General features: G+C 38.1%; 27 protein-coding genes, 1 tRNA gene and 1 rRNA gene. 8 read left to right on the top strand and 21 right to left on the bottom strand.

Going from position 1 to position 25,509, the window contains the following annotated elements; all coding sequences use genetic code 11:
• Nucleotides 1-103: ribosomal RNA gene (gene rrf / locus KNQ97_RS08120) — 5S ribosomal RNA — on the top strand; the annotation flags it as partial.
• Nucleotides 104-311: 208 nt separating this feature from the next.
• On the opposite strand, the gene KNQ97_RS08115 is transcribed toward rrf, so the two are convergent.
• The 3 genes from KNQ97_RS08115 to KNQ97_RS08105 all read right to left on the bottom strand — a co-directional run bounded on the left by KNQ97_RS08115 (nucleotide 312) and on the right by KNQ97_RS08105 (nucleotide 3,655).
• Nucleotides 312-1,685: a dihydrolipoyl dehydrogenase gene (locus KNQ97_RS08115; RefSeq protein ID WP_253612052.1), complete on the bottom strand. Its 1,374-nt coding sequence runs from the start codon at nucleotides 1,683-1,685 to the stop codon at nucleotides 312-314.
• Between the two features lie 86 nt (nucleotides 1,686-1,771).
• Nucleotides 1,772-2,968, bottom strand: coding sequence for a hypothetical protein (locus KNQ97_RS08110; protein ID WP_253612051.1), 1,197 nt, complete (start codon nucleotides 2,966-2,968; stop codon nucleotides 1,772-1,774).
• 351 nt (nucleotides 2,969-3,319) lie between these two features.
• Nucleotides 3,320-3,655: a TIGR01244 family sulfur transferase gene (locus tag KNQ97_RS08105; RefSeq protein ID WP_001293924.1), complete on the bottom strand. Its 336-nt coding sequence runs from the start codon at nucleotides 3,653-3,655 to the stop codon at nucleotides 3,320-3,322.
• Nucleotides 3,656-3,847: 192 nt separating this feature from the next.
• On the opposite strand from KNQ97_RS08105, the gene KNQ97_RS08100 reads away from it, so the two are divergent.
• The 3 genes from KNQ97_RS08100 to KNQ97_RS08090 are packed head-to-tail and all read left to right on the top strand — an operon-like array spanning nucleotide 3,848 to nucleotide 5,606.
• Nucleotides 3,848-4,744, top strand: coding sequence for an alpha/beta hydrolase (locus KNQ97_RS08100; protein ID WP_000543478.1), 897 nt, complete (start codon nucleotides 3,848-3,850; stop codon nucleotides 4,742-4,744).
• Nucleotides 4,745-5,182: a thioredoxin TrxC gene (gene trxC, locus KNQ97_RS08095; protein WP_253612050.1), complete on the top strand. Its 438-nt coding sequence runs from the start codon at nucleotides 4,745-4,747 to the stop codon at nucleotides 5,180-5,182.
• 1 nt (nucleotide 5,183) lies between these two features.
• The gene (locus tag KNQ97_RS08090) at nucleotides 5,184-5,606 is read left to right on the top strand and encodes an acyl-CoA thioesterase (RefSeq protein WP_001287657.1); all 423 of its coding nucleotides are present in this window, start codon (nucleotides 5,184-5,186) and stop codon (nucleotides 5,604-5,606) included.
• Between the two features lie 39 nt (nucleotides 5,607-5,645).
• Here KNQ97_RS08090 and KNQ97_RS08085 read toward each other — a convergent pair whose 3' ends face one another.
• Together KNQ97_RS08085 and KNQ97_RS08080 are read right to left on the bottom strand one after the other, a co-directional pair.
• The gene (locus KNQ97_RS08085; protein WP_000083564.1) at nucleotides 5,646-6,140 is read right to left on the bottom strand and encodes a DUF4442 domain-containing protein; all 495 of its coding nucleotides are present in this window, start codon (nucleotides 6,138-6,140) and stop codon (nucleotides 5,646-5,648) included.
• A gap of 35 nt (nucleotides 6,141-6,175) precedes the next feature.
• Nucleotides 6,176-6,664 (bottom strand): YajQ family cyclic di-GMP-binding protein, encoded by a 489-nt coding sequence (locus KNQ97_RS08080; RefSeq protein WP_001138893.1) that lies wholly within the window; start codon nucleotides 6,662-6,664, stop codon nucleotides 6,176-6,178.
• Nucleotides 6,665-6,755: 91 nt separating this feature from the next.
• Between KNQ97_RS08080 and KNQ97_RS08075 the strand changes: the two genes are divergently transcribed.
• A complete protein-coding gene (locus KNQ97_RS08075) occupies nucleotides 6,756-7,070 on the top strand; it encodes a rhodanese-like domain-containing protein (RefSeq protein WP_000619820.1) in 315 nt (104 codons plus the stop codon).
• Between the two features lie 51 nt (nucleotides 7,071-7,121).
• Here KNQ97_RS08075 and mnmC read toward each other — a convergent pair whose 3' ends face one another.
• Genes mnmC through KNQ97_RS08055 form a run of 4 tightly spaced genes read right to left on the bottom strand, consistent with a single transcriptional unit; the run spans nucleotide 7,122 to nucleotide 10,452 of the window.
• On the bottom strand, nucleotides 7,122-8,993 hold the full coding sequence (gene mnmC, locus KNQ97_RS08070; RefSeq protein ID WP_253612049.1) for an FAD-dependent 5-carboxymethylaminomethyl-2-thiouridine(34) oxidoreductase MnmC: 1,872 nt from the start codon (nucleotides 8,991-8,993) through the stop codon (nucleotides 7,122-7,124).
• Between the two features lie 23 nt (nucleotides 8,994-9,016).
• Nucleotides 9,017-9,496 carry a hypothetical protein gene (locus KNQ97_RS08065; protein WP_001175201.1) on the bottom strand — a complete coding sequence of 160 codons (480 nt, stop codon included), beginning with the start codon at nucleotides 9,494-9,496 and terminating at the stop codon, nucleotides 9,017-9,019.
• Nucleotides 9,497-9,500: 4 nt separating this feature from the next.
• Nucleotides 9,501-9,803 (bottom strand): YciI family protein, encoded by a 303-nt coding sequence (locus KNQ97_RS08060; RefSeq protein ID WP_103235977.1) that lies wholly within the window; start codon nucleotides 9,801-9,803, stop codon nucleotides 9,501-9,503.
• Nucleotides 9,804-9,837: 34 nt separating this feature from the next.
• Nucleotides 9,838-10,452: a septation protein IspZ gene (locus KNQ97_RS08055; protein WP_000645707.1), complete on the bottom strand. Its 615-nt coding sequence runs from the start codon at nucleotides 10,450-10,452 to the stop codon at nucleotides 9,838-9,840.
• A gap of 44 nt (nucleotides 10,453-10,496) precedes the next feature.
• Here KNQ97_RS08055 and KNQ97_RS08050 point away from each other — a divergent pair, with 44 nt between their 5' ends.
• Complete coding sequence (locus KNQ97_RS08050; RefSeq protein WP_253612048.1) at nucleotides 10,497-11,348, top strand: PHP domain-containing protein; 852 nt, start codon at nucleotides 10,497-10,499, stop codon at nucleotides 11,346-11,348.
• 7 nt (nucleotides 11,349-11,355) lie between these two features.
• On the opposite strand, the gene KNQ97_RS08045 is transcribed toward KNQ97_RS08050, so the two are convergent.
• Together KNQ97_RS08045 and radC are read right to left on the bottom strand one after the other, a co-directional pair.
• Nucleotides 11,356-12,267, bottom strand: coding sequence for a bestrophin family protein (locus tag KNQ97_RS08045; protein ID WP_000637023.1), 912 nt, complete (start codon nucleotides 12,265-12,267; stop codon nucleotides 11,356-11,358).
• A gap of 61 nt (nucleotides 12,268-12,328) precedes the next feature.
• The gene (gene radC / locus KNQ97_RS08040; RefSeq protein ID WP_085920667.1) at nucleotides 12,329-13,048 is read right to left on the bottom strand and encodes a DNA repair protein RadC; all 720 of its coding nucleotides are present in this window, start codon (nucleotides 13,046-13,048) and stop codon (nucleotides 12,329-12,331) included.
• 100 nt (nucleotides 13,049-13,148) lie between these two features.
• Here radC and coaBC point away from each other — a divergent pair, with 100 nt between their 5' ends.
• Nucleotides 13,149-14,402, top strand: a complete 1,254-nt coding sequence (gene coaBC, locus KNQ97_RS08035; protein WP_000006958.1) for a bifunctional phosphopantothenoylcysteine decarboxylase/phosphopantothenate--cysteine ligase CoaBC — start codon at nucleotides 13,149-13,151, stop codon at nucleotides 14,400-14,402.
• Nucleotides 14,403-14,465: 63 nt separating this feature from the next.
• On the opposite strand, the gene secF is transcribed toward coaBC, so the two are convergent.
• From secF to queA, 8 genes are all read right to left on the bottom strand, one after another.
• Nucleotides 14,466-15,431 (bottom strand): protein translocase subunit SecF, encoded by a 966-nt coding sequence (secF, locus tag KNQ97_RS08030; RefSeq protein WP_001984787.1) that lies wholly within the window; start codon nucleotides 15,429-15,431, stop codon nucleotides 14,466-14,468.
• An 8-nt stretch (nucleotides 15,432-15,439) separates the two neighbouring features.
• On the bottom strand, nucleotides 15,440-17,341 hold the full coding sequence (gene secD / locus KNQ97_RS08025; protein WP_001270222.1) for a protein translocase subunit SecD: 1,902 nt from the start codon (nucleotides 17,339-17,341) through the stop codon (nucleotides 15,440-15,442).
• A gap of 51 nt (nucleotides 17,342-17,392) precedes the next feature.
• Nucleotides 17,393-17,722 carry a preprotein translocase subunit YajC gene (gene yajC / locus KNQ97_RS08020; RefSeq protein ID WP_000051669.1) on the bottom strand — a complete coding sequence of 110 codons (330 nt, stop codon included), beginning with the start codon at nucleotides 17,720-17,722 and terminating at the stop codon, nucleotides 17,393-17,395.
• 98 nt (nucleotides 17,723-17,820) lie between these two features.
• Nucleotides 17,821-18,954 (bottom strand): tRNA guanosine(34) transglycosylase Tgt, encoded by a 1,134-nt coding sequence (gene tgt, locus KNQ97_RS08015; RefSeq protein ID WP_000667229.1) that lies wholly within the window; start codon nucleotides 18,952-18,954, stop codon nucleotides 17,821-17,823.
• A gap of 175 nt (nucleotides 18,955-19,129) precedes the next feature.
• Nucleotides 19,130-19,699: a LemA family protein gene (locus tag KNQ97_RS08010; protein WP_000147151.1), complete on the bottom strand. Its 570-nt coding sequence runs from the start codon at nucleotides 19,697-19,699 to the stop codon at nucleotides 19,130-19,132.
• An 85-nt stretch (nucleotides 19,700-19,784) separates the two neighbouring features.
• Nucleotides 19,785-20,813 (bottom strand): hypothetical protein, encoded by a 1,029-nt coding sequence (locus KNQ97_RS08005; protein WP_001121115.1) that lies wholly within the window; start codon nucleotides 20,811-20,813, stop codon nucleotides 19,785-19,787.
• A 92-nt stretch (nucleotides 20,814-20,905) separates the two neighbouring features.
• Nucleotides 20,906-21,907 carry a hypothetical protein gene (locus tag KNQ97_RS08000; RefSeq protein ID WP_253612047.1) on the bottom strand — a complete coding sequence of 334 codons (1,002 nt, stop codon included), beginning with the start codon at nucleotides 21,905-21,907 and terminating at the stop codon, nucleotides 20,906-20,908.
• Between the two features lie 85 nt (nucleotides 21,908-21,992).
• Complete coding sequence (gene queA / locus KNQ97_RS07995; protein WP_001177138.1) at nucleotides 21,993-23,030, bottom strand: tRNA preQ1(34) S-adenosylmethionine ribosyltransferase-isomerase QueA; 1,038 nt, start codon at nucleotides 23,028-23,030, stop codon at nucleotides 21,993-21,995.
• 181 nt (nucleotides 23,031-23,211) lie between these two features.
• Here queA and KNQ97_RS07990 point away from each other — a divergent pair.
• Nucleotides 23,212-23,298 (top strand) — tRNA-Leu (locus KNQ97_RS07990).
• Nucleotides 23,299-23,539: 241 nt separating this feature from the next.
• Here KNQ97_RS07990 and KNQ97_RS07985 read toward each other — a convergent pair.
• Nucleotides 23,540-24,226, bottom strand: a complete 687-nt coding sequence (locus KNQ97_RS07985) for a hypothetical protein (protein WP_191010465.1) — start codon at nucleotides 24,224-24,226, stop codon at nucleotides 23,540-23,542.
• 3 nt (nucleotides 24,227-24,229) lie between these two features.
• Complete coding sequence (locus KNQ97_RS07980) at nucleotides 24,230-25,432, bottom strand: helix-hairpin-helix domain-containing protein (protein ID WP_253612046.1); 1,203 nt, start codon at nucleotides 25,430-25,432, stop codon at nucleotides 24,230-24,232.
• Nucleotides 25,433-25,509 lie beyond the last annotated feature (77 nt).

The following is a 25,509-nucleotide window of genomic DNA, read 5'->3' as shown; positions in this document are numbered from 1 at the left end:
AGCAAGAGTGAACCACCTGATCCCTTCCCGAACTCAGAAGTGAAACCTCTTAGCGCTGATGGTAGTGTGGGATTACCCATGTGAGAGTAAGTCATCGCCAGCTCATTATTCTAAACACCCCCAACCATTGGTTGGGGGTGTTTTTTTATGTATGGAAAAGGGGTAAAAGTGGCTAGGTAATAAAAATAAACTGTGTATTATCTAGCTGAACAAACTTAGTCTCAATCAAGCAAAAATGTAGCACTCAACAGAAGAAGGCTTCTTGAAGTATAAAGAGCTAACTTTGCAAGAGAGCTCTCTTTTAATAATAATTATTTCAACTGTCTGCGAGCATGTTTAAGAGCAGTACGCAGGCCTTCTTCTAGTGTTGGGTGATAGAAAGGTTTCTCTAAAATATCATTTAAAGTTAGCTCTTCTCCAATAATCCAGCTTAATAGATGAGCCATATGTTCTGTAGCTTCGGTAAATAACTCTGCACCAAGCAATTTCTGACTTTCTCGCTCTATATAAACTTCAATAGCACCCTTATTTTTCCCGAGTACGATAGCTCTACCTTGTCTTTCATAAGATGCTTCACCTGTAACAAAATCTACTCCATTATCTTTAAGTTGTTTATAACTTTGTCCCACAATTGCCATTTCTGGATGACTAAATACAATTCCTAAGGGAGGGAGGGTCTTAACTGAATTAAGCTGTGGATAATTTAAACAGTTATGAACAACTTTTTTGCCTTCATGGGCAGCTTCATGTTGTAAAGGCGTAGAGGTGTACGCATCACCAGCAATAAAAATTGGATAGTTATCTAATTGTTTAGTTTTTGCATTTACAGGTAGTAATTTAATATCTTTAAAAGATTTATCAATATTTTCTAGCTTTAGCGTGTCAAGTAAGCTAGAACGACCTGTTGCAGATAACACATACTCAGTTTGGATAGATTCCTCTTTTTCATCAATTTTATAATTCAATATAACGCCATCAGAAGTAGACTTAACCTCATGAGGCAATGTCTCAAATAAAAAATTTAACTCTTTACTCAGTTCTTCTTGAGCGAGCTGTTGTAGCTTAGGACTAGTAAATATCCCGATTCTTTTACTACGAGCAAATATAGTGGTTTCTATACCCAAACGATGCATGGCTTGGGCAATCTCTAAGGCAATTACTCCACTTCCAATAATAGCGATAGACTTGGGTAGGGTGTTTAATTCAAATATTTGATCTGTAGTAATAAGACAATCACCTAATTCTTGTTTCCAACTTTGGTCATAATTAGGTGTAGAGCCTACTGCTAAAATAAAACTTTTTGACTGATACCGTTTACCATTTACTTCAATAGTTTTTGCATCAATAAAATGAGCTTTACCCGAAATTTTATGTTCAGTGGGCCATTGTTCGACATCTTTTACTGTGGTCTTAGTAAAACGATCACGTAAGGTTCTCACATGCGCCATAACCTGATCAGTATTAATATCTGCTGAAGCACTCAGCCCAACCTCTTGAGCATTTTGTATATCATGCATACGGTTTGCAGTAGAGATTAAGACTTTACTTGGCATACACCCTACACGTGCGCAAGTGGTATCCCAAGGGCCATCATTTATAATTAAAAGATTATTAGTGTATTTTACTGCTTCTTTATAAGCGCTAATACCAGCCGTACCCGCGCCAATGATAATAAGATCGAACATTCTTAATGGGCTGTTTTTTAGAGATAGTCATATAGAATATATAGAAAAACCCTCCTAAGCAGAGGGTTTGTTTTGCTTATTTTGACTTAAAATGTAAATTTTTGCGCGAATGGTGATTTTAAGATAGTTGAAACAACTCCATTTTGATTAGTAGATTGACCTTCAATACTTACGCCATTAATTACATGTTTAAAGTCTAAAGTACTTCCATTCAAATCTTGTTTAAAAGTAAAAATATTTTTTCCTTCTAAATAAATACTACCATTAAACTTCTGTATATTTGTCGTTGGAGCCTCATTCTCAACTCTACTTCCTTCAATACCAGTAATATTTGGTAAGCTTAATACTTGATTCTTACCTAATCTCACTCTATATGTTGCGTTATTCGTATTGCCAGGAGTTGAGTTTACAACAAATGATATTGGTTCTGCGAAAGGAACATTAGGATTATCATTGATAAGTACATTGAAACCAGAACCACCTTGGATTACATAGAGATCACCATCAGTTGAGGTATTATCTTTATATACGCTCATTGCGCCTGTGGTAACTTCTTTTTCAGTTGGCTGGCCTGTCTGTGGATCTTGGACCATGGTAGTTGTAGTAATTTTATAATCGCTTGTGGTTGAGTTAATTAAGACAAATCTTTTTTGTTTAGTTTGTTGAAGTCCCCATGACTGTTGGAATGGATATGCAAAGGCTCCAGTAATAGTCACATCCTGGAAGTTTTTATCCTTATTTTCATTTTCAAAAATATAAATTCTGGTATTAGATTGATATTCCTGTAAATTTGGAGAAATATTATCAGAAGCAAGCTTAATATTCTTTAAATCATCTGCTGTAATATCAAAATCCCAATCATTATAACCTGTAAGTAAGGATTTAATTTCTTCACCTTTAAATATGTAGCAAGCGCGATAATCTGTAGTACTATTAATAAAACATTTTTCACGATAATGATCAGTATATTTAGTAAGGTCCACTTTTCTAATATCTAAAGTTAACTTGAGCGGGCCTTGTGCAAAAGTATCTAATGCATGATCGATATAACCTTTTGATAAGCTTTCATTATTAAGATCATATGCACCAAATAAATATTTTCCTTCTTGCTTTACACTATTTAAAACAGAATTAGCAAGTTCTTGATCGGTTGAAGGTGTAGTTGGTGTTGTCGTTGAACCCGAGTCTGAGTTTTGATTATAGTAGCCATCACCACCACCCCCACCACAAGCTGATAAAAAAACAGCTAAAGTAAGTCCACATACCCCTTGAGTAAGTTTCATCATTATCCCCATAAAAATGATAAGTTATTTAAAATAATTTTTAGTTTTACAAAATAACATATATTTCATGAGCTTGCTCAGGATATTTACATCAAGAAAATTTAATTAAATGCTTGTTCCCATACTTACCCCGACAGTAGGGCGTACTTGCATAGATGAACACGCGCTGAGAATAAGGCAGCTTACTAATAACAAAATCAATTTATTCATAAAATAACTAAGTAAATAAAAAGTGATTTAACAACTTTAGCTGAAGACTGTTTGTATATCTGTTGAATTGATGCAGTTGTATATATTTTTTTATTAAATAAAAGCTCTATCTTTAAATAAAAATAGAGCTTATGAATTTATTTAATCGTCTAACAAATCCATTTGTTTGGCTAATTGATAAAGATTGTTTGAACGGTTTCCAGTACGGCAGAACATGAGAACCGGTTTTGGAAGTTCATTATAGTGATTTGCAAAAGTACGAACATCAAGTTCAGTAATTTGGCCAGCTACAACAGGCTGATAAACATAATCTAGACCAGCTTGGCGTGCTGCTTCTTCAATTTGAGCACTGGTTGGTTGTTCTGGACCACCTTCCATGTCAGGACGGTTATTAATAATAGATTTAAAGCCTTTTTCTACAACTTGACCCACATGTTCTGGGCCAATTTGACCTGCGAAACCAACATTCTCTGACATTTCGTCACTCCAAAATTTAATAAAACCTCTTATGCTGTATCATAGCATTAAGCTTAACCTGAGATACAAGACACTAAAACGTTGTTCCTACATAGATAAAATTTATGTAAAAGAACAGCTCTAGATTTTTAAAAGGCGATCAGGATGTTTTTTGTAAATTCATTACTTCGACCATAATGCCACGGAGCACATATGCACGCTTATACGGTTGAGCCTTTATATGTTCCATGTGATCAGGAAATGATCGCAGCTGACTTTTATATTCCAAAAACAAATAATAAATCTGCGGTAATTATCATGGCACATGGTTTTGCCGGATTGCGTCAATTCAAACTCATCCAATATGCCCAGCGTTTTGCTCAAGCTGGCTATGCGGTTATTTTATTTGATTACCGATATTGGGGTGGAAGTACAGGTAAGCCCCGAGAGATGATTTCTATCAACTCTCAACTAGAAGATTGGAAGACCATGATCCAATATGCTTCTACGTGTAAATTTATAGATAACCGAAGAATTGTATTGTGGGGAACATCCTTAAGTGGGGGATATGCTTTAAGCCTAGCTTCTGAATTAAAGAATATTCAGGCCATTATGGTACAAATTCCATATGTTGATGGTGCGGAAACAGCAAAATTATATCCACTACAGCGTTATCCCCAAGCTTTAAAGTTGTCGAGCCAAGATTATATGGGTTCAAAAATGGGCCTTAACCCTAAAAGGTTGCCTGTTGTAGATCAATATAAATTGTGCTTTATGCCAACAGCAGATAGCTATTATGGTTATTTATCGATTGTGAATCCGGATTATTACTGGAGTGGGGAAGTTCCGGCACGGGTGTTTTTTAATTTGATGCGTTATCGCCCAATTCAACTTGTACGTCAAATTAATATTCCAGTTTTATTTATTGCGGCTCAGCATGATTCTTTGATTCCAATTGAGTCTAGTCGTGAAGCTGCGACTAATATTGCTCCTTTTGTGAGTTATCATGAATGGGATATGAAACATTTCGATATCTATCACGGTTCATGGTTTGAAAAAGCAGTGACGACCCAATTAGAATTTTTACATCAGCATATAGGAGTGATGTAAATGATTATTGTATGTGCATCGTGCGGTGCAAAAAATAGAGTACCAGAGGAAAAACTTACCGCTCAACCGAGTTGTGGACAATGTCATCAGCCATTACTCCCGTTTGAGCCAATTGAGTTAAATGAACAAAACTTTAGCAACTACATCACAAATAGTGATCTGCCTATTTTAATAGATTTATGGGCAGAATGGTGCGGACCTTGTAAAATGATGGCGCCACATTTTGCACAAGTTGCAAAACAAAATCCACGTGTCATTTTTGCCAAGATTAATACCGAAGAGTCTCCTCGCTTAAGCCAAGCATTTAATGTGAGAAGTATTCCTACCCTTGTATTAATGAATAAAACCACAGAAGTTGCTCGAATGAGCGGCGCATTACGCGCGCCTGAATTGCAACAGTGGCTAGATCAACAACTTCAAACGAATTTCGGGAGCTAAGGTGTCAGAAGCTTATACCAAACCAGAAGGAATTTTATCCTTACAAACGATTGCCATGCCAGCAGATACAAACTGGAGTGGTGATGTGTTTGGTGGGTGGATCGTGTCACAAATGGACTTGGCTGGAGCAATTCACGCGGAGCGTTTTAGTCGTGGTCGCTGTGCTACGATTTCCATTAATCAGATGACCTTTTTGGTTCCGGTAAAAGTAGGCTTTGTCATTAGCTGCTATACCAAAATCCTAAAAGTGGGTAATACCTCTATTCAGATGCAAATTGAGGTTTGGGATAGCCATGATGACTCTCGTGCCCCAATTCGTATTACTGAAGGGGTCTTTACCTTTGTTGCAGTAGATGTAAAAGGCAACAAACGTCAGATTCCTGAGGAAGCGAAACAGAAATTTCTTGCCTCTCAAGAATCGTAATAAAAAAGCCCAAATTTGAATTTGGGCTTTTTTATATCTTTATTTCTTACGTTTAGGTAACCATGCCCATAACATTTGGCATTGAATCGGTTCATTACCTGCATCATCAATGACCGTAACTGGAATAACAAGTTCACCTTTCTCATGATCAGCAATATATTTTTGCTGTTCGGTAGAGAGAGTCGCTGTTGCTGTTAAACCACCTTCAACCACTTTTAAATAATCAACATGTAATGATTTGATTAATAAAATACGGTTATCTGGAATATGTAAACCCGTTAGAAAACCTGTTGCAGTTTCTGCTAAAAGTGCCATAGCCGCAGCATGGACTCCTTTAATATGGTTCTGCATATTTTTTTGATTCTCTAAGCGAACCATCACATGGTTTACATCTACTTCCAGATAGCGAATATTTGCTGTACCCACCATTGGCACAATGCGGCCAAATGCCTTACTCCAAAGCGTACTCCGAATACCTTTAGGGAATTTTGAAGTTGCTTTTACCAGTTTTAATAGACGATTGGATTGAGACATGGGATTACCTTAATTGGGAATGTCATGCTAAGACATTAATCTTTAAAGTTATTAAATTGTAATGGCAGACCAAATTGTTGTTCACGTAAAAAAGCCATCACTTGTTGTAAAGTGTCACGCTTTTTATCAGTTACACGGATTTTGTCGCCTTGAATAGATGATTGCACTTTGATGCCACTTTCTTTAATGGCTTTATTAATTTTTTTTGCTGTATCAGAGTCAAGGCCATCTTTTAGTTTAATCACTTGTACAAAATTTTTGCCTGATGCTGTTGCTTTCTGTGGGTCAAGCGCTTGCACATCAATTTTACGTTTATAAAAGTGATTTTCTAACATGTTATAAACTTGTTCACACTGGAAATCACTTTCTGTACTGATTTTTATCTCTTTATTTTTTTCATTTAATTCGATAGAAACATCATGACCACGGAAGTCAAAACGTGTTGCAATCTCTTTTTGGGTGTTTTGTACAGCGTGATTAACTTCAAATAACTCTAATTCAGAAACAATATCGAAAGAAGGCATAGTTTAGACCTTTACAAAGTGAAAGAATATTTGAGATGCTAAGAGGGTTTTCTTCATTTGCCAAGTGTTGTTTACATCAAAGGAGTGCACAATGATCCGTAAACAAGAAATTACAACATTTGAGTTCCCAGAAAATGCTGTTATCTGGGATGTCCGTGATTCAAGTGCTTATGCAGAAGGGCATGTTAAAGGTGCGGTAAGCCGCCCAATTAATGATTTAAATGCTGATATTTTGAACCAGGTCGCTGCGGATCAGCCGATTTATATTTTATGTGGTGGTGGTAGCAAAGCTCCTCGTGCAGCTGAGAAACTAGAAGGCTTAGATGCCTCGCGTGAATATGTCGTGCTGATGGGAGGGACGCGTGCAGCTCGTGACGCAGGTTTACCTCTAGAGCAGGGCGCATAAAAAAAGCACCTTCGGGTGCTTTTTTATTGGGACCAAATTTTCTCAAGTGCACTATTGAGATTTAAAATAAGGTTTCTTAGGTTTAACTTTCTTTTGAAAACGTTGGGCATCTAATTTCTGTAATAGGCTTTTGGGAACAGGACAAGCTTCACCTAAAATTTGGGCCACTAAAACTTCACTACAAAGCGGCGCAAATAAAAAGCCCTTTGAGCCTAAACCTGCAAAAGTAGAAATACGGCTTTCATTCTGCATTTTTCCCACAAGTGGAAAATAATCTGGACTTTGAGCGCGAACTGATGCTCGTCCTTGCCATTGTTCGACTGGTGGTAATTGTTTTGCATAATGAGGGAAAACGCTGTGGATTAATTCAAAGTTATGCACATGGTCATCAAGCAGTACTTCTTGATCGTCTCGGTTTGGGTAGAAAGAAGCCCCTAGAATAAGTTCAGACGTATTCAGTTGCATACAATAACCGCCATAGCTATAGGCTTCGTTTAAAGGTAAGGTTGTAAAAGAATTATCAACCCAGCTTACCTGTCCACGTATAGGTTTTAATAGCGGATAATTTTCAAATAAAGCAGCACTTTCTCTGGCGCAGCACACCACGACATGATCAGCCTCTAAAGTAGTTTCATTACCACTTTTTAATTGAACTTTATTTTCAAAAGAAACAAATGTCGTGATATTGGCAATTTTCAGTTCAATACCTGAATGTTGCAAAATTTCATCACGTAATTGGTGCGGAGAAACTGCTCCAGCTTCGGTCAACAAAATATGTGGATAGTCTGATTCAAGTGAGCTTGTTTGCTGCGTGACAATATCAGCAGAATATTGATTAGTAAGATCGAGAAGATCTTGTGCATTTTTTAAAGCCATTTGCTGTATTTGAATCGGGCGAAAGGCTTGAAAATTTTTATAGAAATTTAATGCATGTTGCCAGCTTAAAGTCATGAGATGCTCATGGCTTTGTTCAATTGGGCATAGTTTCGGATTAAGCAATGCCAATGGATTGCCAGAAGCACCTGATAACGGCGCTGTACGCTCAAATAGAGTGACCTGATGCCCACGTTGAGCAAATGCCCAAGCTGTGCTTAAACCTGCAATCCCAGCGCCAATTACGGCGATACGCTGCTGAGTAAATTGGAAAGTATCGCTAACTGGTTCTAATAAAATTTCTTCACTTAAAGGTGCTTTCCAAACGGCTTTAAGCATTTCCCTTTTATGTCCAAAACCGCGAGGACGAGAAATATCGATTCCGTGAGCCTTTAGTCCACGTTTGAGGACACCAGCTACACTAAATGAGGCAAAGGTAGTGCCATAGTTGGAAAGCCGAACAATATTATTTAAAACATTTTGTTCCCACATGTCCGGATTACAAGAAGGCGCAAAACCATCCAGAAACCAAGCATTCACTGCCTTCGTTTTTACCATACTTGGAAAAATATCTTGTGCATCTCCTAACCATAGGTCGATGCTGAAGCGCTCTTCTGGAAAACTTAAACGATGGCAGCCTGCAAGAGGTAAGGGATATTGCTCAATAAGTTGTTTGGAAAGCGGTTTAAGTTCATCCCATACATTTAAAGCACGAATGAGATCAGCTTTGCTTAAAGGAAACTTTTCGACGCTAATTGCATGTAAATGACTGTGGTTATTTGGACGAACTTGTTGCCATAGTTGCCAGAGCGCAAGAATATTTAAACCAGTGCCGAACCCGGTTTCTCCTACACTGAAATATTCAAAATCTTGTAAATTGGCTAATCGTTCTGATAGGTCATTGCCATTTAAAAATACATGCCGTGTTTCAAGCAGACCATTATCTTTAGAAAAATAGACATCACCAAATTGTTTGGAAATGGGAACTTCAATACCATCAATAGATTCCCAATCCAGCTCAGCAGTTTGTATACGGTTTGATTTGTTCATTCGGTTTAATAAGTCGCTCAGGATTACCACTGACGTCGACGTTTGGTGTAAACATAACTTGCAATAAAGAAGCCAAGCAGTACGCCACCTGCAAGAGTTACTGCGCCATATAAGAACATTTGAGCACTACGTTCACTTTGTAAAACTTGTACCTGAACAGACAAGTTATCGTTCTTTAGCTGCAATTCTTGGTTTTGTGCTAGCGCTTCAAGGTTTGCATGTTCTAGCTGTTTTAGACGAGATGCTTGATCTTGAACTAAAGCCTTAATTTTTGCATCTTGCTGTTGCTTGTTCTTTGCGATTTGTTCTGCTGTAAGCGGTTGTGTTGTGGTTGGTGCTGTTGTAGTCGCGGGTTTAGCTACAGTTGCAGAAGTAGGTGCTGGTTTAGCATTTTGTGTCGACGCTGCAGTTGGAGGCGTTGCTGGTGTCGCAGCAGGTTCAACTGCTCCAGCAGTTGAACATATCAAACACAAGCCAAGAAAGCTTTTGGTTGCAAGCTGCATGCGTTTACCCTTTTGGAAATGCTTTATTAAATGGTTTGACATCAACATGACTATAGATGCCTTCTTTCAAAAATGGTTCTTCTTTTAACCATTCATCTAAGGCTTCACGTGTATCAAACTCTACAATTATGGTGCTGCCATAGAAACCAGCTTGCGGGTCATTAGGGTCTTTTGGCATCGCTCCAGCAGCAACTAGACGACCTTCATCATCAAGTTTTTGCAAACGTTCGATATGTTGAGGACGTACTGCTAAACGTTTCTCTAGAGTTCCTTCGTTATCGGTACAGCTTAGAACAAAAAAAGGCATGTCATCGTATCTCTATAATCAATCCGAAACCACATTAAGCATCTGGTGACTTAAAATGTTTACGTAAAATAATGAACTGAATAATGATAAATGAAAACATGACAATCATGTCACCAAATGCAGTAAATTCGCCCCAATATTTTCCGCCGTGGAATAAAAACGCAAAGAAAACATGTAAACCAGACATCACGACAAACATAGCTGCCCAAGCAAAGTTTAAATTTTTCCAACCTTTTTCGCTTAAGGCTAAAATCGGATCAAATAAACGTTGAATAAGAGGCTTACGGTCTTTACCAAACCAAGGTGAAACTAAGAAAGCACCTGCAAAAACTAGATTCAAAATAGCGGCTTTTAAGCGGATGTAAAAATCATCGCTCAACATAAGGGTAATACCACCAAAAATGACTGTCATGAACAGCACAATCCATTGCTGTTTATCTAGACGGAACTTTTGCATGATGAACAACGCACCATACACTACCAGCATTGAAATAATTAAACCGGTAGTAGCGACAAGAATATTATTATTATCAACACCGCCAGCAGACCCGATCAGTTTGAGTAAAGGATGCTGTGTATCGGCTGGATCAACTGTCTTATATAAATAAAAGAAAATAATTAATGGAACAAAGTCCAGTAGTGCTTTCATGTTAGAGTATCTGATCAGGTTTGGTGAATGGCATAGTATAAAAGATGCAAGGCATAGATTTACATACACATAGCAATATTTCTGATGGAACTTTGTCTCCGGAATTGCTAGTGCAAGCTGCTGTCGATGTGAAGTTGCATACTTTAGCGCTAACCGATCACGATACGATGGATGGATTACAGCGTGCAAGAAAGGCTGCACAACCCCATGATTTGCAAATTATTTCTGGTGTAGAGATTTCAAGCCAGTGGTCACGACCAAGCACGAAAAAAAGCTATGGCGTACATATTGTGGCTTTAAATATGCAAGATGAAGCTCCAATTTTAGAAGCATTAGAACAACAAAAAAGAATTAGAGCACAAAGGGCTGAAGTTATTTGTGAACTATTAAAAAAGTGTATTGGCTTTGATATTTATCAAGATGTGCTCGATAAAGTTGAAAATCAACCAGACCGGATTACCAGAACCCATATTGCTAAAACCTTAGTTGAAAAGAATGTAGTAAGTCGTCCTCAACAAGCTTTTGATCGTTTTTTAAAAGAAGGGAAGCGTGCTTTTGTAAAGTTTGAAGGATTGGGTTTAAAAGAAACCATTGAGGTTATTCATAACAGTAAAGGATTTGCAGTTTTAGCTCATCCAACCCGTTATGATTTATCGGCTACAAATACCCGGTATTTGATTGAGTTATTTGCAAGTTGTGGTGGAGATGCGGTGGAGTTGCCGCCTCCAGTAGATCCTTTATCTACTCGCCAAATGATTGATCGTATGATTGACCGGCATCATTTGGCTATTTCAATTGGTAGCGATTTTCATGGTGAAAATATGCCGTGGATTAAATTAGGAAACACCCCTAAACCAGCGAGTAACCAGCAAGGCATTTGGGAGCGTTTTATCTAATTGCATTTTAGAGCAAGTTGTTATCTTGAGCTTGAATTGGAGGAGGTGTGGGCTTACCAAGTGTCCCCAAAAGCTCAATTTCGATACTACGTACCATTGCATCTAAAGGTAAATCATTACTTTGCGTACCAAATGGTTCCTCAATTTCGGTACTTAAAGCATCAAGCCCTAAAAATGTATAAGCCAGAATTCCAACCAGTAAAGGCGTTGCTAAACCAAGTAAAGATCCTAAGCTAAATGGCAACATAAAACAGAAAAAATAAACGGTACGGTTAAGTAAAACTGAATAAGCAAAAGGAATAGGAGTATTTGCAATACGGTCACAACCAGTTTGTACGACACTTAGATCTGCAACATTCTTATTCATTTGAGCATAAATAATATCTGAAATTTCCCCTTCTTTAAGCGCTTGTAATAATTCCCATTGAATAAGGCTAAGTGTATATTGCGGCGCATTATTTTGTTGGTAAAGTTGGGTAAGTGCTTGTTGGCTCATGCCGCTGGTTTGTATTAGCTCGGTGGGGTTGGCTGTTTGACGGCGTAAACGGTCACGTAATACATTGGCAAATACAATAACGTGCTGAATGACACGTTCACGGCGGGCTTGAGTTAAAATCCGGCAGTCACGGTCGAAATGTCGCGAAGTCGCAATCAGGACCCCCCATAATTTTCGGGCTTCCCACCAGCGGTCATAACATGCAGTATTCTTAAAACCTAAAAAAATAGAAAGTACGACACCAATTAAAGTAAAGCCAACTAAAGGAATTTCTGGAAAACGATAGAGGTTAATATATTCAACCCCACCAATGATTGCCGAAATCAGCATTACTACCCCTAAAGAGGGCAAAATTTTAGGTAATATCGTCCCTCGCCAAGAGAATAAAACTTTAAAAATACTGGGCTGTTCACGAACAATCATTTTATTTTAAACGTCGCTATTTTTGTTTTGATATTCTAAGCTTAGTGAAGCTTTGTCAATATCATTGAACGGCTATTGAAGTAGGGTTGAGCAGTTGTTGTTCAGCAAATGAAAAGCTACCTTCTGGCGAGATAATAAAATGGTCCAGTAAGCGAATTTCAACAAGCTGACAGGCCTGTTCAAGTTGCTGTGTGAGTTTAATATCTTCAGGAGAGGGCTGTGGGGAACCAAATGGGTGGTTATGTGCTATTACTAATTGGCAAGCGTGCTGTTGTAAGGCATAACGTAAGGTTTGATTCACTGAAACAGCGCAGTGTTGAACTGAACCAAAAAATAACTTTTTAAAATGTAGTTTTCTCAACTCGGCATCTAAGCAAAGTACCGCAAAGACTTCTTGTTTTTCACCTTTTAATTCATAACGCAAATAATCTAGAACTAAATGAGAAGAATGAAGGCTTAGCTCAGTCTGACTAAAATGATAGTCGAGGTAACGCCGTCCAAGCTCTTTTACGGCCAGTAATTGGGAATACTTGGTAGCTCCAATACCATTAAATTGAGCTAATTCATTGTAAGATGCATCGAAAACAGCGTTTAGACTACCAAACTGTTGAATCAGTAAACGTGCGAGCTCTACTGCTGAATGTTGACGTGAACCTGAGCGAAGAAAGATCGCGAGTAGTTCAGAGTCAGAAAGGCTTTGAGGGCCTTGTTGTAATAACCGTTCTCTTGGCCGTTCTTGTTCTGGCCAATTTTTAATAGAAGTATTCATATTCCCCAGCAATATTCTGCTTAAAAATTTATTTTGTTTGCCCAATCAATCTTGGGTCTGCGCGTATTTAATGCTATTGTGAGCGCCACTGCAACAGAAAGGTATCCTGTTCGTGAGCTTTGATTTAAGTGTTATTCCTCATAAAAACATTGTTTTAGCTGTTACAGGTGGGATTGCTGCCTATAAGAGTGCCATTTTGGTCCGTCGTCTTAAAGATTATGGTTTTGACGTTCGGGTTGTGATGACACACGGGGCTCAAGCATTTATTACACCTCTAACCTTTCAGGCTCTTTCAGGAAATCCTGTACATACCGAGCTTTTAGACCCTGAGGCTGAAGCTGGAATGGGCCATATTGAATTGGCTCGTTGGGCTGATTTATTACTGGTTGCTCCAGCAAGCTGTGACACATTAGCTAAGTTTGCTAATGGTTTGGCAGATGACTTACTCAGTACTTTATTTTTAGCAACTAAAGCGCCTGTGTGGGTCGCTCCTGCGATGAACCAGCAAATGTGGGCTGCAAAAGCAACTCAGCGTAATTTACAAACTCTGGTTGAAGATGGCGTGCATGTGATTATGCCAGATGCAGGGGAGCAGGCGTGTGGTGATGTAGGCTTAGGCCGTATGCCGGAACCGGAAGAAATTGCAAGGCAAGTGGCGGGTTATTTCCATCAAGCCCAACGTGCAATTGCTGAAAAATTTGGGTTGTTGGCAGGTAAGCGAGTTGTAATTACTGCCGGACCAACCCGTGAGGCGATTGACCCTGTCCGTTATATCTCAAACCATAGTACTGGAAAAATGGGCTTTGCTTTAGCTGCGGCATGTTATGCAGCAGGCGCAAAAGTTACGTTAATTGCTGGTCCCGTAAGTTTAGATACTCCAAACGGTGTTCAACGTGTAAATGTTGCTTCGGCTCGACAAATGTTAGATGTCAGTATGGAGTCGCTTGAGACTGGCTGTGACATCTTTATTGCGACGGCGGCTGTAGCTGATTATCGCGTCGCTGAAGTGGCAGAGCATAAAATTAAGAAAGCAGGGGATGAGCTGAATGTTTCCCTTGTAAAAAATCCGGATATTGTGGCAACCATTGCAGCTCAGGAAAAACGTCCATTTATGGTGGGCTTTGCTGCCGAAACGCAGAATGTTGAAGAATATGCAGCAGGGAAACTCGTTGCTAAAAAGCTAGATATGATTGCATGTAACGATGTTTCTCGCGCCGATATTGGCTTTGCTTCTGATGAAAATGCGATGACAGTATTTTTTGCTGAAAGTTACCATATGAAAAAACGTGAGTTAGAGAAAGCATCTAAGCAAGAAATTTCTCAACAATTGGTTGAAGCTATTTCGGATGCATTACGCCGTAAATAATTTTTGAACCAAATAAAAAAACCGCGAATAAATCGCGGTTTTTTTATAGTCTTATTTAGACAATCAAGGGATTTCATCTTCAAATTCAGGTTTGACCTGAACAATGAAGTCTTGACGGTTAAGACCTCGCCATAAGGCAAATGCTGTACCGATATAAATCGAAGAGTAAGTACCGACAAAGACACCGACAAACATTGCAACAGAGAACCAGTGTAAGCCATCACCACCTAAGAACATCATTGCAAGTACTACGAGCAATAAGGTCATTGAGGTATGGATGGTACGGCGTAAAGTCTCAGTTAACGCAATATCAACGATTTCACGTGGAGTTGCACCGCGAATTTTACGGAAATTTTCACGGATACGGTCTGAAACAACGATGTTATCGTTAAGCGAGAAACCAATCACCGCCAGTACCGCAGCTAAAACTGTTAGGTCAAATGGCCATTGGAATAAAGCAAATGCACCAATAATGATGATGATGTCATGAAATAAAGACATCACGGCACCCATTGCGAGTTTGAACTCAAAGCGAATGGTGACATAGATCAACATTAAAATCAGCGCAAGTGCAACAGCACCAGCCGAACGAACATAAAGCTCGTTACCTACCTGACCACCTACAGAGTCCACTTTATGAACTTCTGCTGCGTTGTTTGGCAATTGCACAGCTTTGGTAATCGCATTATTAAGATCTTCAACCTTAATATCTTGTACTGGCATGCGAACAAGTAAGTCTTTATTACTACCCAAAGTTTGTACTACAGCATCTTTAAAACCAGCTTTGTCGAGAGCCTGAATAACTTCTGCCTGATTTGCTGGCTGAGCATAGTTAAGCTCAGCTGAAACACCACCTGTAAAATCCAAACCTAAGTTAAGACCTTTGGTCGCAATAAAGAAAATGCTCGCTAAAGTAATAAGGATCGAGAAGATTGCTGCAGGTTTAGCAATCTTCATGAACGGGATGATTTTTGCATCATCCGGACGACCATATTGTTTTGAAGGCTGTTGAGTCACTTTAGTCATCATAGATCTCCTTAAATGCTCAACTTTTTCAAGTTACGGCGTTTACCATAAATGATTTGTACAATCGCACGCGTTACTGTAATTGCAGTAAACATTGAGCAAATAATACCGATCATTAATGTCACAGCGAAACCTTTAATCGGGCCAGTACCGATTGCAAACAGAATGAATGCAACAAGGAACGTTGTTAAGTTCGAGTCGAAAATGGTGTTATAGGCTCGATCATAACCCGCCACAATGGCCTGTTTAGGTGAGGCCCCCCAGAGCATTTCTTCTCGAATACGTTCACATATCAGTACGTTGGCGTCGACGGCCATACCAATGGTAATGACGATACCCGCAATACCCGGTAAGGTGAGGGAAGCACCTATCCAAGACATAATGGTTAAAATCATTGCCAAGTTAAATACAAGTGCAAAGTTCGCGATTAAACCAAATAGACGGAAGAACACGACCATCCAGATTGCAACAAGTAAGAAACCGATTTGCGTTGATAGTACACCTTTATCAATGTTTTCTTGACCAAGGCTTGGACCAACAACACGCTCTTCAACGAAGTACATTGGCGCAGCTAAAGCACCGGCACGAAGCATTAACGCAAGTTCAGATGCTTCTTGAGGTGAACTTAAACCAGTAATACGGAAAGTTGAACCTAAAACGGCTTGAACGGTTGCGGCATTAATCACGACAGACTCGGTATATGGTGTACGAACTTCTGTTTGAGCACCAGTTTTTGGATCTGTAACGTAGCTAATCTTTTGTTTATTTTCGATGAACAATACCGCCATGCGTTTTCCAACTGCATTACGGGTTGCATCTGACATCAGCTTACCGCCAGCACTGTCGAGCGTAATATTTACTTCGGCACCACCAGAGTCTTGGCTAAAGCCAGAACTTGCATTTTGAACGCGTTCACCAGTCAAGATACGGTTACGTTGCAATAACAGTTGGCGACCACTATCTAAAGACTGATAAGCAAAAACTTCCGTACCCGGAGGTAACGGTTGACCATTATATTTACCCGTATATGGATCAATATATTGATCATTTAAGTCAGATACCAAACGGAATTCGAGGTTAGCAGTACGGCCTAAAACACGTTTAGCTTCTGCTGTATCTTGAACACCCGGTAATTCAACGACAATACGGTTGCTACCCTGACTTTGTACTAAAGCTTCTGCAACACCAAGTTCGTTAATACGGTTACGTAGTGTTGTTAAGTTCTGATTAACTGCATAAGCCTGAATTTCTTGACGACGTACATCAGTATAAGTGAGCTTTAGGATTGAACCTGTCGTGCTCGCTAATGCCTGTTGGGTATACTCATTACCATTACGGCGTAAAAAATCCATTGCTGCATCACGATCCGCATTGTCAGCAAACTGAACAGTGATCACATTATTATTTAACGCAAGATTGTTAAATTTAATTTTGTTTTCACGGAACTGACGACGCAAATCAGTGGCAGAGGTTTCCATACGTTGGGAAATGGCTTTGTCCATATCTACTTCAAGCAAGAAGTGGACACCACCACGTAAGTCCAAACCAAGTTTCATTGGTTTCGCCCCAATTTTTTGCAACCATTCTGGAGTTGTTGGTGCAAGGTTTAGGGCTACAACATATTGATCACCTAAGTCACGGCGTAATACTTCTTTTGCTTTCAATTGCGCTTCAGAAGAGCTGACACGCAAGAGAGCAGCATTATTTGTAAAAGTATTATCGTGGCTTGCAATATTTGCTGTTTTTAAAATTTGCTCTGCTTTTTGCACCACACTTTGATCAATTTGGGTACCAGCTTTGGCACCGGAAATTTGAACGGCGGGCTCATCCGGATATAGACTAGGCAGTGCGTATAATGTACTGACTACCAGAACAACCAGAATCAGTAAATATTTCCATGCAGGGTAACGCATTCGCTTTCTTCTTAAATGAAAAAGCCGTGCTAAAGCACGACTGTTTTATGATTAAAGGTTATTTAGAGTGCCTTCTGGTAATACAGAAATTACGCTGGCACGCTGAATTTTTACTTCTACACCACGGTTAAGTTCAACAACCGCATAGTCACCTTCAAGTTTAGTTACTTTGCCCATTAAACCGCCAGCAAAGACAACTTCGCTACCAACACCCAAGCTTTCGATTAAAGAACGGTGTTCTTTTGCACGTTTTGCTTGAGGACGCCAAATTAAGAAATAGAAGATTGCAACGAATACAACAATCATCAAAATGTTTGGTAAAAGGCCAGGGCTTTGGGCTGCTGCTGGAGCTGCATGTGCAGTAGAAATGAACAAGCTCATTTTAATTTCCTAAAGTTAAAAAATATGAGTCAGATACCTGACATAATCCTAATTCGTTTTGCAATTTACCTTGTCTTGAGGTTGAGCGCAAATCTCGCTTATTCATCGACAGGGCATGGTGGAACTTCTAATCCGCGGCGGGCATAAAAGTCCTGAACAAATTCATCAAAAGTGCCATTGTCTAATGCATCACGCATACCTTCAGTTAAACGTTGGTAATAACGTAAGTTATGAATGGTACCAAGCATAGATGCCAACATCTCTCCACACTTCTCAAGGTGGAACAGGTAAGCACGAGTAAAGTTCTTACAGGTATAGCAATCGCAGTGTGGGTCAAGTGGTCCTTGGTCATGACGATATTTACTATTACGAATACGTACCAGACCATCAGTGACAAAATAATGACCATTACGTGCGTTACGTGTTGGCATTACACAGTCAAACATATCGACACCACGGCGCACCGCTTCAACGATATCTTCAGGTTTACCTACACCCATCAGGTAACGTGGTTTGTCATGCGGCATCTTGTTTGGAAGATAATCTAAAACCTTGATCATCTCTTCTTTTGGTTCACCAACTGACAAACCGCCAATTGCGTAACCGTCAAAGCCGATTTCAAGTAAGCCATTTAAAGACTCATCACGTAAGTCTTCATACATGCCGCCTTGAATAATGCCAAATAACGCATTTTTATTTTTAAGTTCATCGTGGTGATGAGCCTTACAGCGTTTTGCCCAGCGCAAAGAAAGCTGTAATGATTTTTGTGCTTCTTCATGTGTCGCAGGATAAGGCGTACATTCATCAAAAATCATGACAATGTCAGAGTTCAATACATGCTGAATTTCCATTGAAATTTCAGGTGATAAAAAGACTTTTGAACCATCAATCGGAGAACGGAAAGTAACACCTTCTTCCTTAATTTTACGCATAGCGCCAAGACTAAATACTTGGAAGCCGCCAGAGTCAGTCAAAATTGGCTTATTCCATTTAATAAAGTCGTGCAAGCCGCCGTGTTGCTTGATCACTTCAAGGCCCGGACGCAAATATAAATGGAAGGTATTACCTAAAATAATTTGTGCCTGAATATCTTCAATATCACGTGGCAGCATGCCTTTGACTGTACCGTAAGTCCCCACCGGCATAAAAACAGGGGTTTCAACAACACCATGTTCTAAAGTTAAACGACCACGACGGGCACGACCCGACTGACCTAATTTTTCAAACTTCATTTAAAAATCCTGAACAATAGCAAGCAATGCCTTAGGGCAGTGCAAGGGCGAAAAAACAGTTCGCTGCTAAAAAGAGGGCTATTTTCCTTGATTCTGCGACGTAGTTCTACTACTAAATGTAGCTGACTATAAAATCGGTCAAATTTCCGGTTGACCGATTGCTTTTTTACCTCGACTAAAAGTTCGGTTTATAGTCAAAATTGTCAGTAGCCAAATTATCTCGAAAAGGACGAATTGTTTTTTTAGATAAAGTCATCGTATTGATAATATTATTTGGGAACACTTCAATCTGATTATTAAATACTTCGACGTTTCGGTTAAAAATGCTGATTGCCGCGCCGACATTTTCGTTTTGTTCCTGAATATCATCCATCATTTTGCCATAGAGCGTATCTGCTTTTAGTTCAGGATAGTTTTCAACCACCACATTTAGGCTACGGATTAGCTCCTTACTCATTTTTTCAATCTGTTGTAATTGAGCAATATCAGTATGATCGACATTCAAACTTAGAATTTGCTGACGTAAAGCAGTTACTTGTTCTAAAGTTGACTTCTCGAACTGAGTATATTGATTGAGTGTGATTTCTAATGCTTCAAGTGTTTTTACTTTTTGGCGTTCGAAATTTGCAACCTCAGCCCAAGCGCGTTTGGTCGCATTGAAATAACGCACAATGTTATTGCGAATGTGGATGCCCCAAGCAATCAGTACAACGAAAATCCCCAAGAAAATAAATAAGCCTGTCATTTTTACTCCTCTTATTTTTATTCCCTCGTTGAGCCTTTTAACTTCTTATTTTTTAATAAGTTGCCAGTTCAGCAGTACGAGAGATTTATTTAATTAAATTAAGCATGAATTGCTGAAATTTTTCATATTGCGGCATAGTCATGGTACGTAAGTGACCACGTAATGCGGGAATATCATGAATTTCACTACGTTTACTGATGGTTTGAAAAAGATCTTGCTCACCGAGATAACATAATATTTGCTCTTCATGATGATAAATTAAATCCCCGCTAAAATGTTGAAAAAAATCATGAAGTTTTAAAGTTAGACTTGGACTCATTTCTTTAGCTAACTGGTGCTGGTCGGTTCCGAAAATACTCAGTTCTTGGTTAATGAGAATGTCACTACTTTGCCATTCGCTTAAGTATGGTTCAAAAAAGCGAGAACGTTGATTACTTACAGCAATACCTAAAGCTGGTATTTGAAAAATAAAAGCGCCCCATAAGTCTTTATGAATCTCTTTTACTATTTTTTTATCGCTGTTCTGGTCTTGAAGAATAGGTAAATTATTTACATAGTGGTATTTAAATAGCAGGACTTGATGATCTGTAATGCCGTCATTCCATGTTACTGAAGCAAACTCGGTAATTTCATTCGCTTCATTGCCTCGGTTAAAAAGTGGAAAGTGTTGTTTTAATTTGCTTAAGACTAAAATGGGTTGGGCTTGTATTGGAAGATAAGCTGGTAACTGCTGAAACTTTAGGCCATAACGTAAAGCAGTCATACGCTGTTCTAAATAATGAATAACTTCAGTTAAAGGTTTTTGCGGTTCATAGAGCAAATAGGCGAGGAAACCAGTTAAAAATGCCCATAATAGACTCCAACTATATTGAATATAAGGATGAAAAAAATATCCAAATAATAGCGTCGTAATACTGCAAATACTTAATAAATAAGACAGGGTATTCACAAAACGAAGGTTATGATCTTCACGCCATGGATGTAACGCGTTTAAGAGTTCTTGATCTGTTTGTGACTTTTGTCCAGCATCCCAAAGTCGGGCAATATTACGAAAGACCTGTGTATTTTTTTTACGTCTTATATGAAGTGTTTGTTGTATGGTATCAATTGGCATGAAGGTAATGAGTTGATTATCATAAATTGCTAACTCTAGATTATCTTTTAAATTGAAAGAGATAAATAGAAATAAGTCTTAAATAATTACTTTTATGACTTCGGTATTTGAGTTTCATCAATGAAATGCTGCAATATATTTGCAAACTGCTCAAATTCTGGCATTGAAAGAGTTTCAAGGCATTCAGCAAGCTCACGTACACTAGTGCCATATAAACTTTGCTGGCGTAAAAGATTTACATTACAGAGCCAACATAATGCAGATGTTTCAGGGTGTACATAGAAATCCCCTGGGAACCCTTCCAACATTTTCTCTAATAATAACAACCGATCAGGGCTTAGAAATTTTACTAAGTCCAATTCATTAATTCCGCTTTGTTGGTATTTTTGATTAAAACGGATATCACTTGATTCCCAAGCTACTCCTAAGCGACAAGCCTTTTTCTGTTGACTTGAAATGCTGACTCCGCGAACTGGAAAATTCTCTAAAATGATGCCGTATAAATTGTAGCTAACATCTTTTAGTTCCCATTTACCTTTTGAATTATAGGCCATCTCTCGATTGACATAATGGTATCTAAATATTTTATAGGGGTGAGTTGTTTCTCTTACTTGCCACTTGCCGAGTATTGCAGTTAAAACTGAATTTTGTTGATTGCCTAATTTAAACAAAGGAAAGTCTGAAGCGGACGTTCCTTCTTTAGGTAGGTTATCTTCAGTTGCAAATTTGAAATTATATTTATGTTCATAATAATAAGTTTGGATATCTTGAAGTAGGCAAATCAGTTCGGCCGTCGATGCTCTATGATAAAAACCATAAAAAATCGCAAGAATGGCAAAAGGGAAGAAGTAAATCGAGATTAAAAAGCCTAAGGCCATACAAACTAAGGCGAAAATTGTAGCATTCCAAAAAATATAATTTCGAATATCAAGTTGTTGGGGGCCTGTCCAATTCTTTAATGAATAAACAAGAATATCAGGTGGTAATTGCTGATTAAGTAAATTTCTTAATGCCTTAATATTTCTTAAAGTAATTTTGTTATGTGTATTTTGATTGTCAAAAGCACTTTGAATTTTTTGAAAAAGCAGTTTCATAAATTTTATTATTAGTCGAAATTGTAGGTGGGTCAGCTGGGTTAAACCTCAAATTAACTAATAAGATTTAACCCAGCTTTAATCTTTAAACTTCTAATTTATCAATCAGCATTGCATCACCATAACTAAAGAAGCGATAGCGATCTTTAACGGCATGTTCATAAGCAGCCAAAATATTTTCTCTATTTGACAATGCTGAAACTAACATGAGCAGGGTAGACTCAGGTAAATGGAAGTTAGTAATTAATCGGTCTACGATACAGAACTCATAACCCGGATAAATAAAGATTTGCGTATCACCAGTCCATGCTGCGATTTTTCCGCCATGCGCTTGAGCTGCACTTTCTAAAGCACGTGTTGCAGTTGTACCGACAGCAATCACTTTATTACCGCGTGCTTTAGTTGCCAAAATTAAATCAATGGTTTCTTGAGGAACATCACACCATTCACTGTGCATAACATGATTTGTAATGTCATCAGTGCGTACAGGCATAAAAGTACCTGCACCGACGTGAAGAGTCACAAAGGTTTTCTTAACGCCTTTTTGGTCTAACTTTGCTAACAACTCTTCGTCAAAATGCAAGCTTGCTGTTGGGGCAGCCACACTGGCAATTTTTTCTGGATTATGGAAAACCGTTTGATAGCGTTCAGTGTCAATTTCTTCTGCTTCACGATTGAAGTAAGGCGGAATAGGTAACTGACCATATTGCTCAAGTACTGGCAAAATTGGTTGTGAAAACTCAACGACAAATAAGTTTTCGTGACGGCCACGCACAATCACAGGAATATTGTCTGCACCGACAAAAAGCTCAGCCCCTGCTTTAGGTGAATTGCTCGCTTTAATATGGCAATACGCTGTGGTGTGGTTCAGCATACGCTCAACCAAAATTTCAATCGCCCCACCTGTGGCACGTTTTCCTTTCAGTCGAGCCTTCATGACTTTGGTATCGTTGAGTACCAATAAATCACCTTCTTCGAACAGATCAATAATATCTGTGAACATATGATCGTGATATTGGCCCTTAGCATCTAAATGCAATAAACGCGAAGCACTACGTGTTTCGAGTGGGTAACGGGCAATAAGTTCATCGGGTAGTTCAAAGGAAAAGTCAGACAGTTGCATATTCAGGAAAAACACCGCAAAAATTGCGCCTAGTATAAACTTTTTCGCTTTTTAATGGCTGTGCTTCTGGCCTAAATCATGAAAAATGTTTAAATGATCTAAAAGTGAACGATAATATTCACTTAGGGTTTGACAAGTTTTGCAAAAGCGCTAATATACGCAACACAAACATACTTCCTCTCCCGAGGTGGTGAAATTGGTAGACGCGGCGGACTCAAAATCCGCTGTCAGAGATGACGTGTCGGTTCGAGTCCGACCCTCGGGACCAAGATTCAGAATCTTATGATTCTACGAAAACCCCTAAGCTAACGGCTTAGGGGTTTTTTGTTGGGTATTTTTTTATTTGCTAAGAGCTTTGGTTCAATTAAAAATGCTAGAGAAGCTTATTGGTATAACGAATTTTTACTGAGCAAACTCGAATCGTCCATACCGTTAATGAATGGGTAGGGGATAAAATAGTAGGATTCACAACTTATGAAGAAGTGAATCCATCTTTGTAGTGTTTTAAACTATTGTATTCTAGGCATATTCAATAGTTCCCAAGCATTTGAACGCCTTAAAAAACGACGTAATATATATGCTAATGAAAAAATCCAAATAACGTAAATGCCAAATATAATTAAAAATGAGATATTAGAACCAGCACTGATCGGTGGCTTATAAATTAAATGATAATGTTCATACATTACCCAAACGGCAGCAGGTGTGGCCAGTACCCAATAGGCAATTAGAGCCATGTTTTTATGTTTTTTGGCTTGTAATTCGGTAATTTGATGACCGAGTTTAAAATCAAGTTTATTGGAGTGAGATTTATATCTTAGAACTTTTTTACAGGTGTTATAGAGTCTTACAGCTTTTACTTCATCTACATAGCTACTAAGAATATCAAGGATTTCGACTTTTTTTTCTTTAGTAAGCAGTTGTCTTTGAAGATATAAAGATCTCAGTTTAGCTTTATATTTGTTTTTAACATTTTCCTTAAGATGTGCATGATCAATTAATTCTATTAGCTCCTTAATCTCTTTATCGATTTTCCAACGTTTAAATTTCACTAAAAGAATTAAATGTTGAAATAAACCCGAATCAAAAATTGATTTATAAACAGCTGATAAAATTAAAACAATAATTAAGAAACCACCTACGGTTTCACCCAAATAAGTTTTAATAAATGGAATGAGACTTTCTATATTTTTCATATTTTAGTTAAATTCAAAAACTTCTTTTGCTGTGGTTAATGTCTTCGGCCCCACACCTTTAACTTCTGCAAGTTGTTCAAGAGTTAAAATTCCCTTGTTATTAGAGCGAGCTTTGATAATTTCTTTGGCAACTTCTCTTTTAATATCTAAGAAGGCTTCGATTTCATCTAAAGTTGCATTATTAAAATTGTGTTTTGACGTTTTTGATAGGACAGAAGGATCTAAGTAGTCCAAAAGATCAGCAAGCATTAAATAAAGATGGAAAAGTGCCTTAGTTGCTTCAAGTTGAGATACATCATCATGTACCCCTTTATTTGTCAATTTATTAGTTTTTTCGAGCCACGAGCCTAAAAAATTCACATGTGCTTGTGCTAATTCACGATTGCTTTCAGATTCGATTGAATCGTTCATAAATTGCCATAAACGATTTATAAATTGACTTTGTTTAAAAGTACGTTTGCCTATCACTAAATCACTTGCTGGGTATAATTTATCTGCAAGACTTTCCAAAAGGCGTCTGCATGTAGTGAGGGCATGTGACCATTCTTCTTTATTACTAGAGGAAACTGATTTAAAAGCTAACATGAGTTGTTCAGCAATTTCAGGATTTAGGTCGAGTAAACGGTCATCTACTGCATTTTTTAAAATATCAAAACTGGATGTAATAGTTCCAGAAAATTTAAGTTTTTCATGTAAATCTGTTAAGTATTTAAAAGCATACTTTTTGATATACGTTATATGGGCTTGTAATGGATTTTTATAATGGTAGCCATCATTACCAATTTTTTCTCTAATTAATGTGTTTAATTTACTTTCAATGAAGTCTACTGAGTTAAATCCTCCAGCTTTCGGGTCTGTTTTAAAATTATAAGATTCATCAAGTTCCGTTAATGGCAGATGGAGGTCAATTATTTTTTTTAGTTCTTTCTTAAATAGTTCATCAGTAGCATTAACTTTAACTGGCTGATTATTATTTTTTAACTTTTTTGCTTCAATTTCAACCTTTTTAAAAAAATTATCTAATGCTGTTGTATATACTTGATTGCCCAAGTGTAATTGTGTCCAGGCAATTATCTCATCTTCATTTAGTAGGTTTGCAGCTCGTGATAATTTTTGAACGCCAACAGTAACACTACCTTTTGGTGACTCTAATTCTTTCAAACCCTCTTCAACAATTTTTAATGCCTCTGCTTTTTTATCTGCCATTTCTCACGTCCAAAAAACTAAATCTTTAAATTAAACTTAAGATAACTATATAACATTGTTGACATAATATAAGCATC

Origin of the sequence: Acinetobacter sp. UC24323, assembly GCF_024151445.1 — a bacterium.
GTDB lineage: Bacteria > Pseudomonadota > Gammaproteobacteria > Pseudomonadales > Moraxellaceae > Acinetobacter > Acinetobacter baumannii.
Note: the sequence above shows the minus strand (reverse complement) of the source record. Positions and strands in the feature narration are given on the sequence as shown.

Coding starts and splice junctions, on each gene's coding strand:
- trxC (WP_253612050.1), top strand. CDS start 4,745: ATGATTATTGTATGTGCATCGTGCGGTGCAAAAAATAGAGTACCAGAG.
- KNQ97_RS08115 (WP_253612052.1), bottom strand. CDS start 1,685: ATGTTCGATCTTATTATCATTGGCGCGGGTACGGCTGGTATTAGCGCT.
- KNQ97_RS08000 (WP_253612047.1), bottom strand. CDS start 21,907: ATGAAACTGCTTTTTCAAAAAATTCAAAGTGCTTTTGACAATCAAAAT.
- KNQ97_RS08060 (WP_103235977.1), bottom strand. CDS start 9,803: ATGCCTTTTTTTGTTCTAAGCTGTACCGATAACGAAGGAACTCTAGAG.
- KNQ97_RS08110 (WP_253612051.1), bottom strand. CDS start 2,968: ATGAAACTTACTCAAGGGGTATGTGGACTTACTTTAGCTGTTTTTTTA.
- queA (WP_001177138.1), bottom strand. CDS start 23,030: ATGCAACTGTCTGACTTTTCCTTTGAACTACCCGATGAACTTATTGCC.
- KNQ97_RS07985 (WP_191010465.1), bottom strand. CDS start 24,226: ATGAAAAATATAGAAAGTCTCATTCCATTTATTAAAACTTATTTGGGT.
- secF (WP_001984787.1), bottom strand. CDS start 15,431: ATGATGACTAAAGTGACTCAACAGCCTTCAAAACAATATGGTCGTCCG.
- mnmC (WP_253612049.1), bottom strand. CDS start 8,993: ATGAACAAATCAAACCGTATACAAACTGCTGAGCTGGATTGGGAATCT.
- tgt (WP_000667229.1), bottom strand. CDS start 18,954: ATGAAGTTTGAAAAATTAGGTCAGTCGGGTCGTGCCCGTCGTGGTCGT.
- KNQ97_RS08010 (WP_000147151.1), bottom strand. CDS start 19,699: ATGACAGGCTTATTTATTTTCTTGGGGATTTTCGTTGTACTGATTGCT.
- KNQ97_RS08080 (WP_001138893.1), bottom strand. CDS start 6,664: ATGCCTTCTTTCGATATTGTTTCTGAATTAGAGTTATTTGAAGTTAAT.
- KNQ97_RS08045 (WP_000637023.1), bottom strand. CDS start 12,267: ATGATTGTTCGTGAACAGCCCAGTATTTTTAAAGTTTTATTCTCTTGG.
- KNQ97_RS08065 (WP_001175201.1), bottom strand. CDS start 9,496: ATGCAGCTTGCAACCAAAAGCTTTCTTGGCTTGTGTTTGATATGTTCA.
- KNQ97_RS08105 (WP_001293924.1), bottom strand. CDS start 3,655: ATGTCAGAGAATGTTGGTTTCGCAGGTCAAATTGGCCCAGAACATGTG.
- KNQ97_RS08100 (WP_000543478.1), top strand. CDS start 3,848: ATGCACGCTTATACGGTTGAGCCTTTATATGTTCCATGTGATCAGGAA.
- KNQ97_RS08085 (WP_000083564.1), bottom strand. CDS start 6,140: ATGTCTCAATCCAATCGTCTATTAAAACTGGTAAAAGCAACTTCAAAA.
- KNQ97_RS08005 (WP_001121115.1), bottom strand. CDS start 20,813: ATGCCAATTGATACCATACAACAAACACTTCATATAAGACGTAAAAAA.
- KNQ97_RS08075 (WP_000619820.1), top strand. CDS start 6,756: ATGATCCGTAAACAAGAAATTACAACATTTGAGTTCCCAGAAAATGCT.
- secD (WP_001270222.1), bottom strand. CDS start 17,341: ATGCGTTACCCTGCATGGAAATATTTACTGATTCTGGTTGTTCTGGTA.
- KNQ97_RS08055 (WP_000645707.1), bottom strand. CDS start 10,452: ATGAAAGCACTACTGGACTTTGTTCCATTAATTATTTTCTTTTATTTA.
- yajC (WP_000051669.1), bottom strand. CDS start 17,722: ATGAGCTTGTTCATTTCTACTGCACATGCAGCTCCAGCAGCAGCCCAA.
- KNQ97_RS08050 (WP_253612048.1), top strand. CDS start 10,497: ATGCAAGGCATAGATTTACATACACATAGCAATATTTCTGATGGAACT.
- KNQ97_RS07980 (WP_253612046.1), bottom strand. CDS start 25,432: ATGGCAGATAAAAAAGCAGAGGCATTAAAAATTGTTGAAGAGGGTTTG.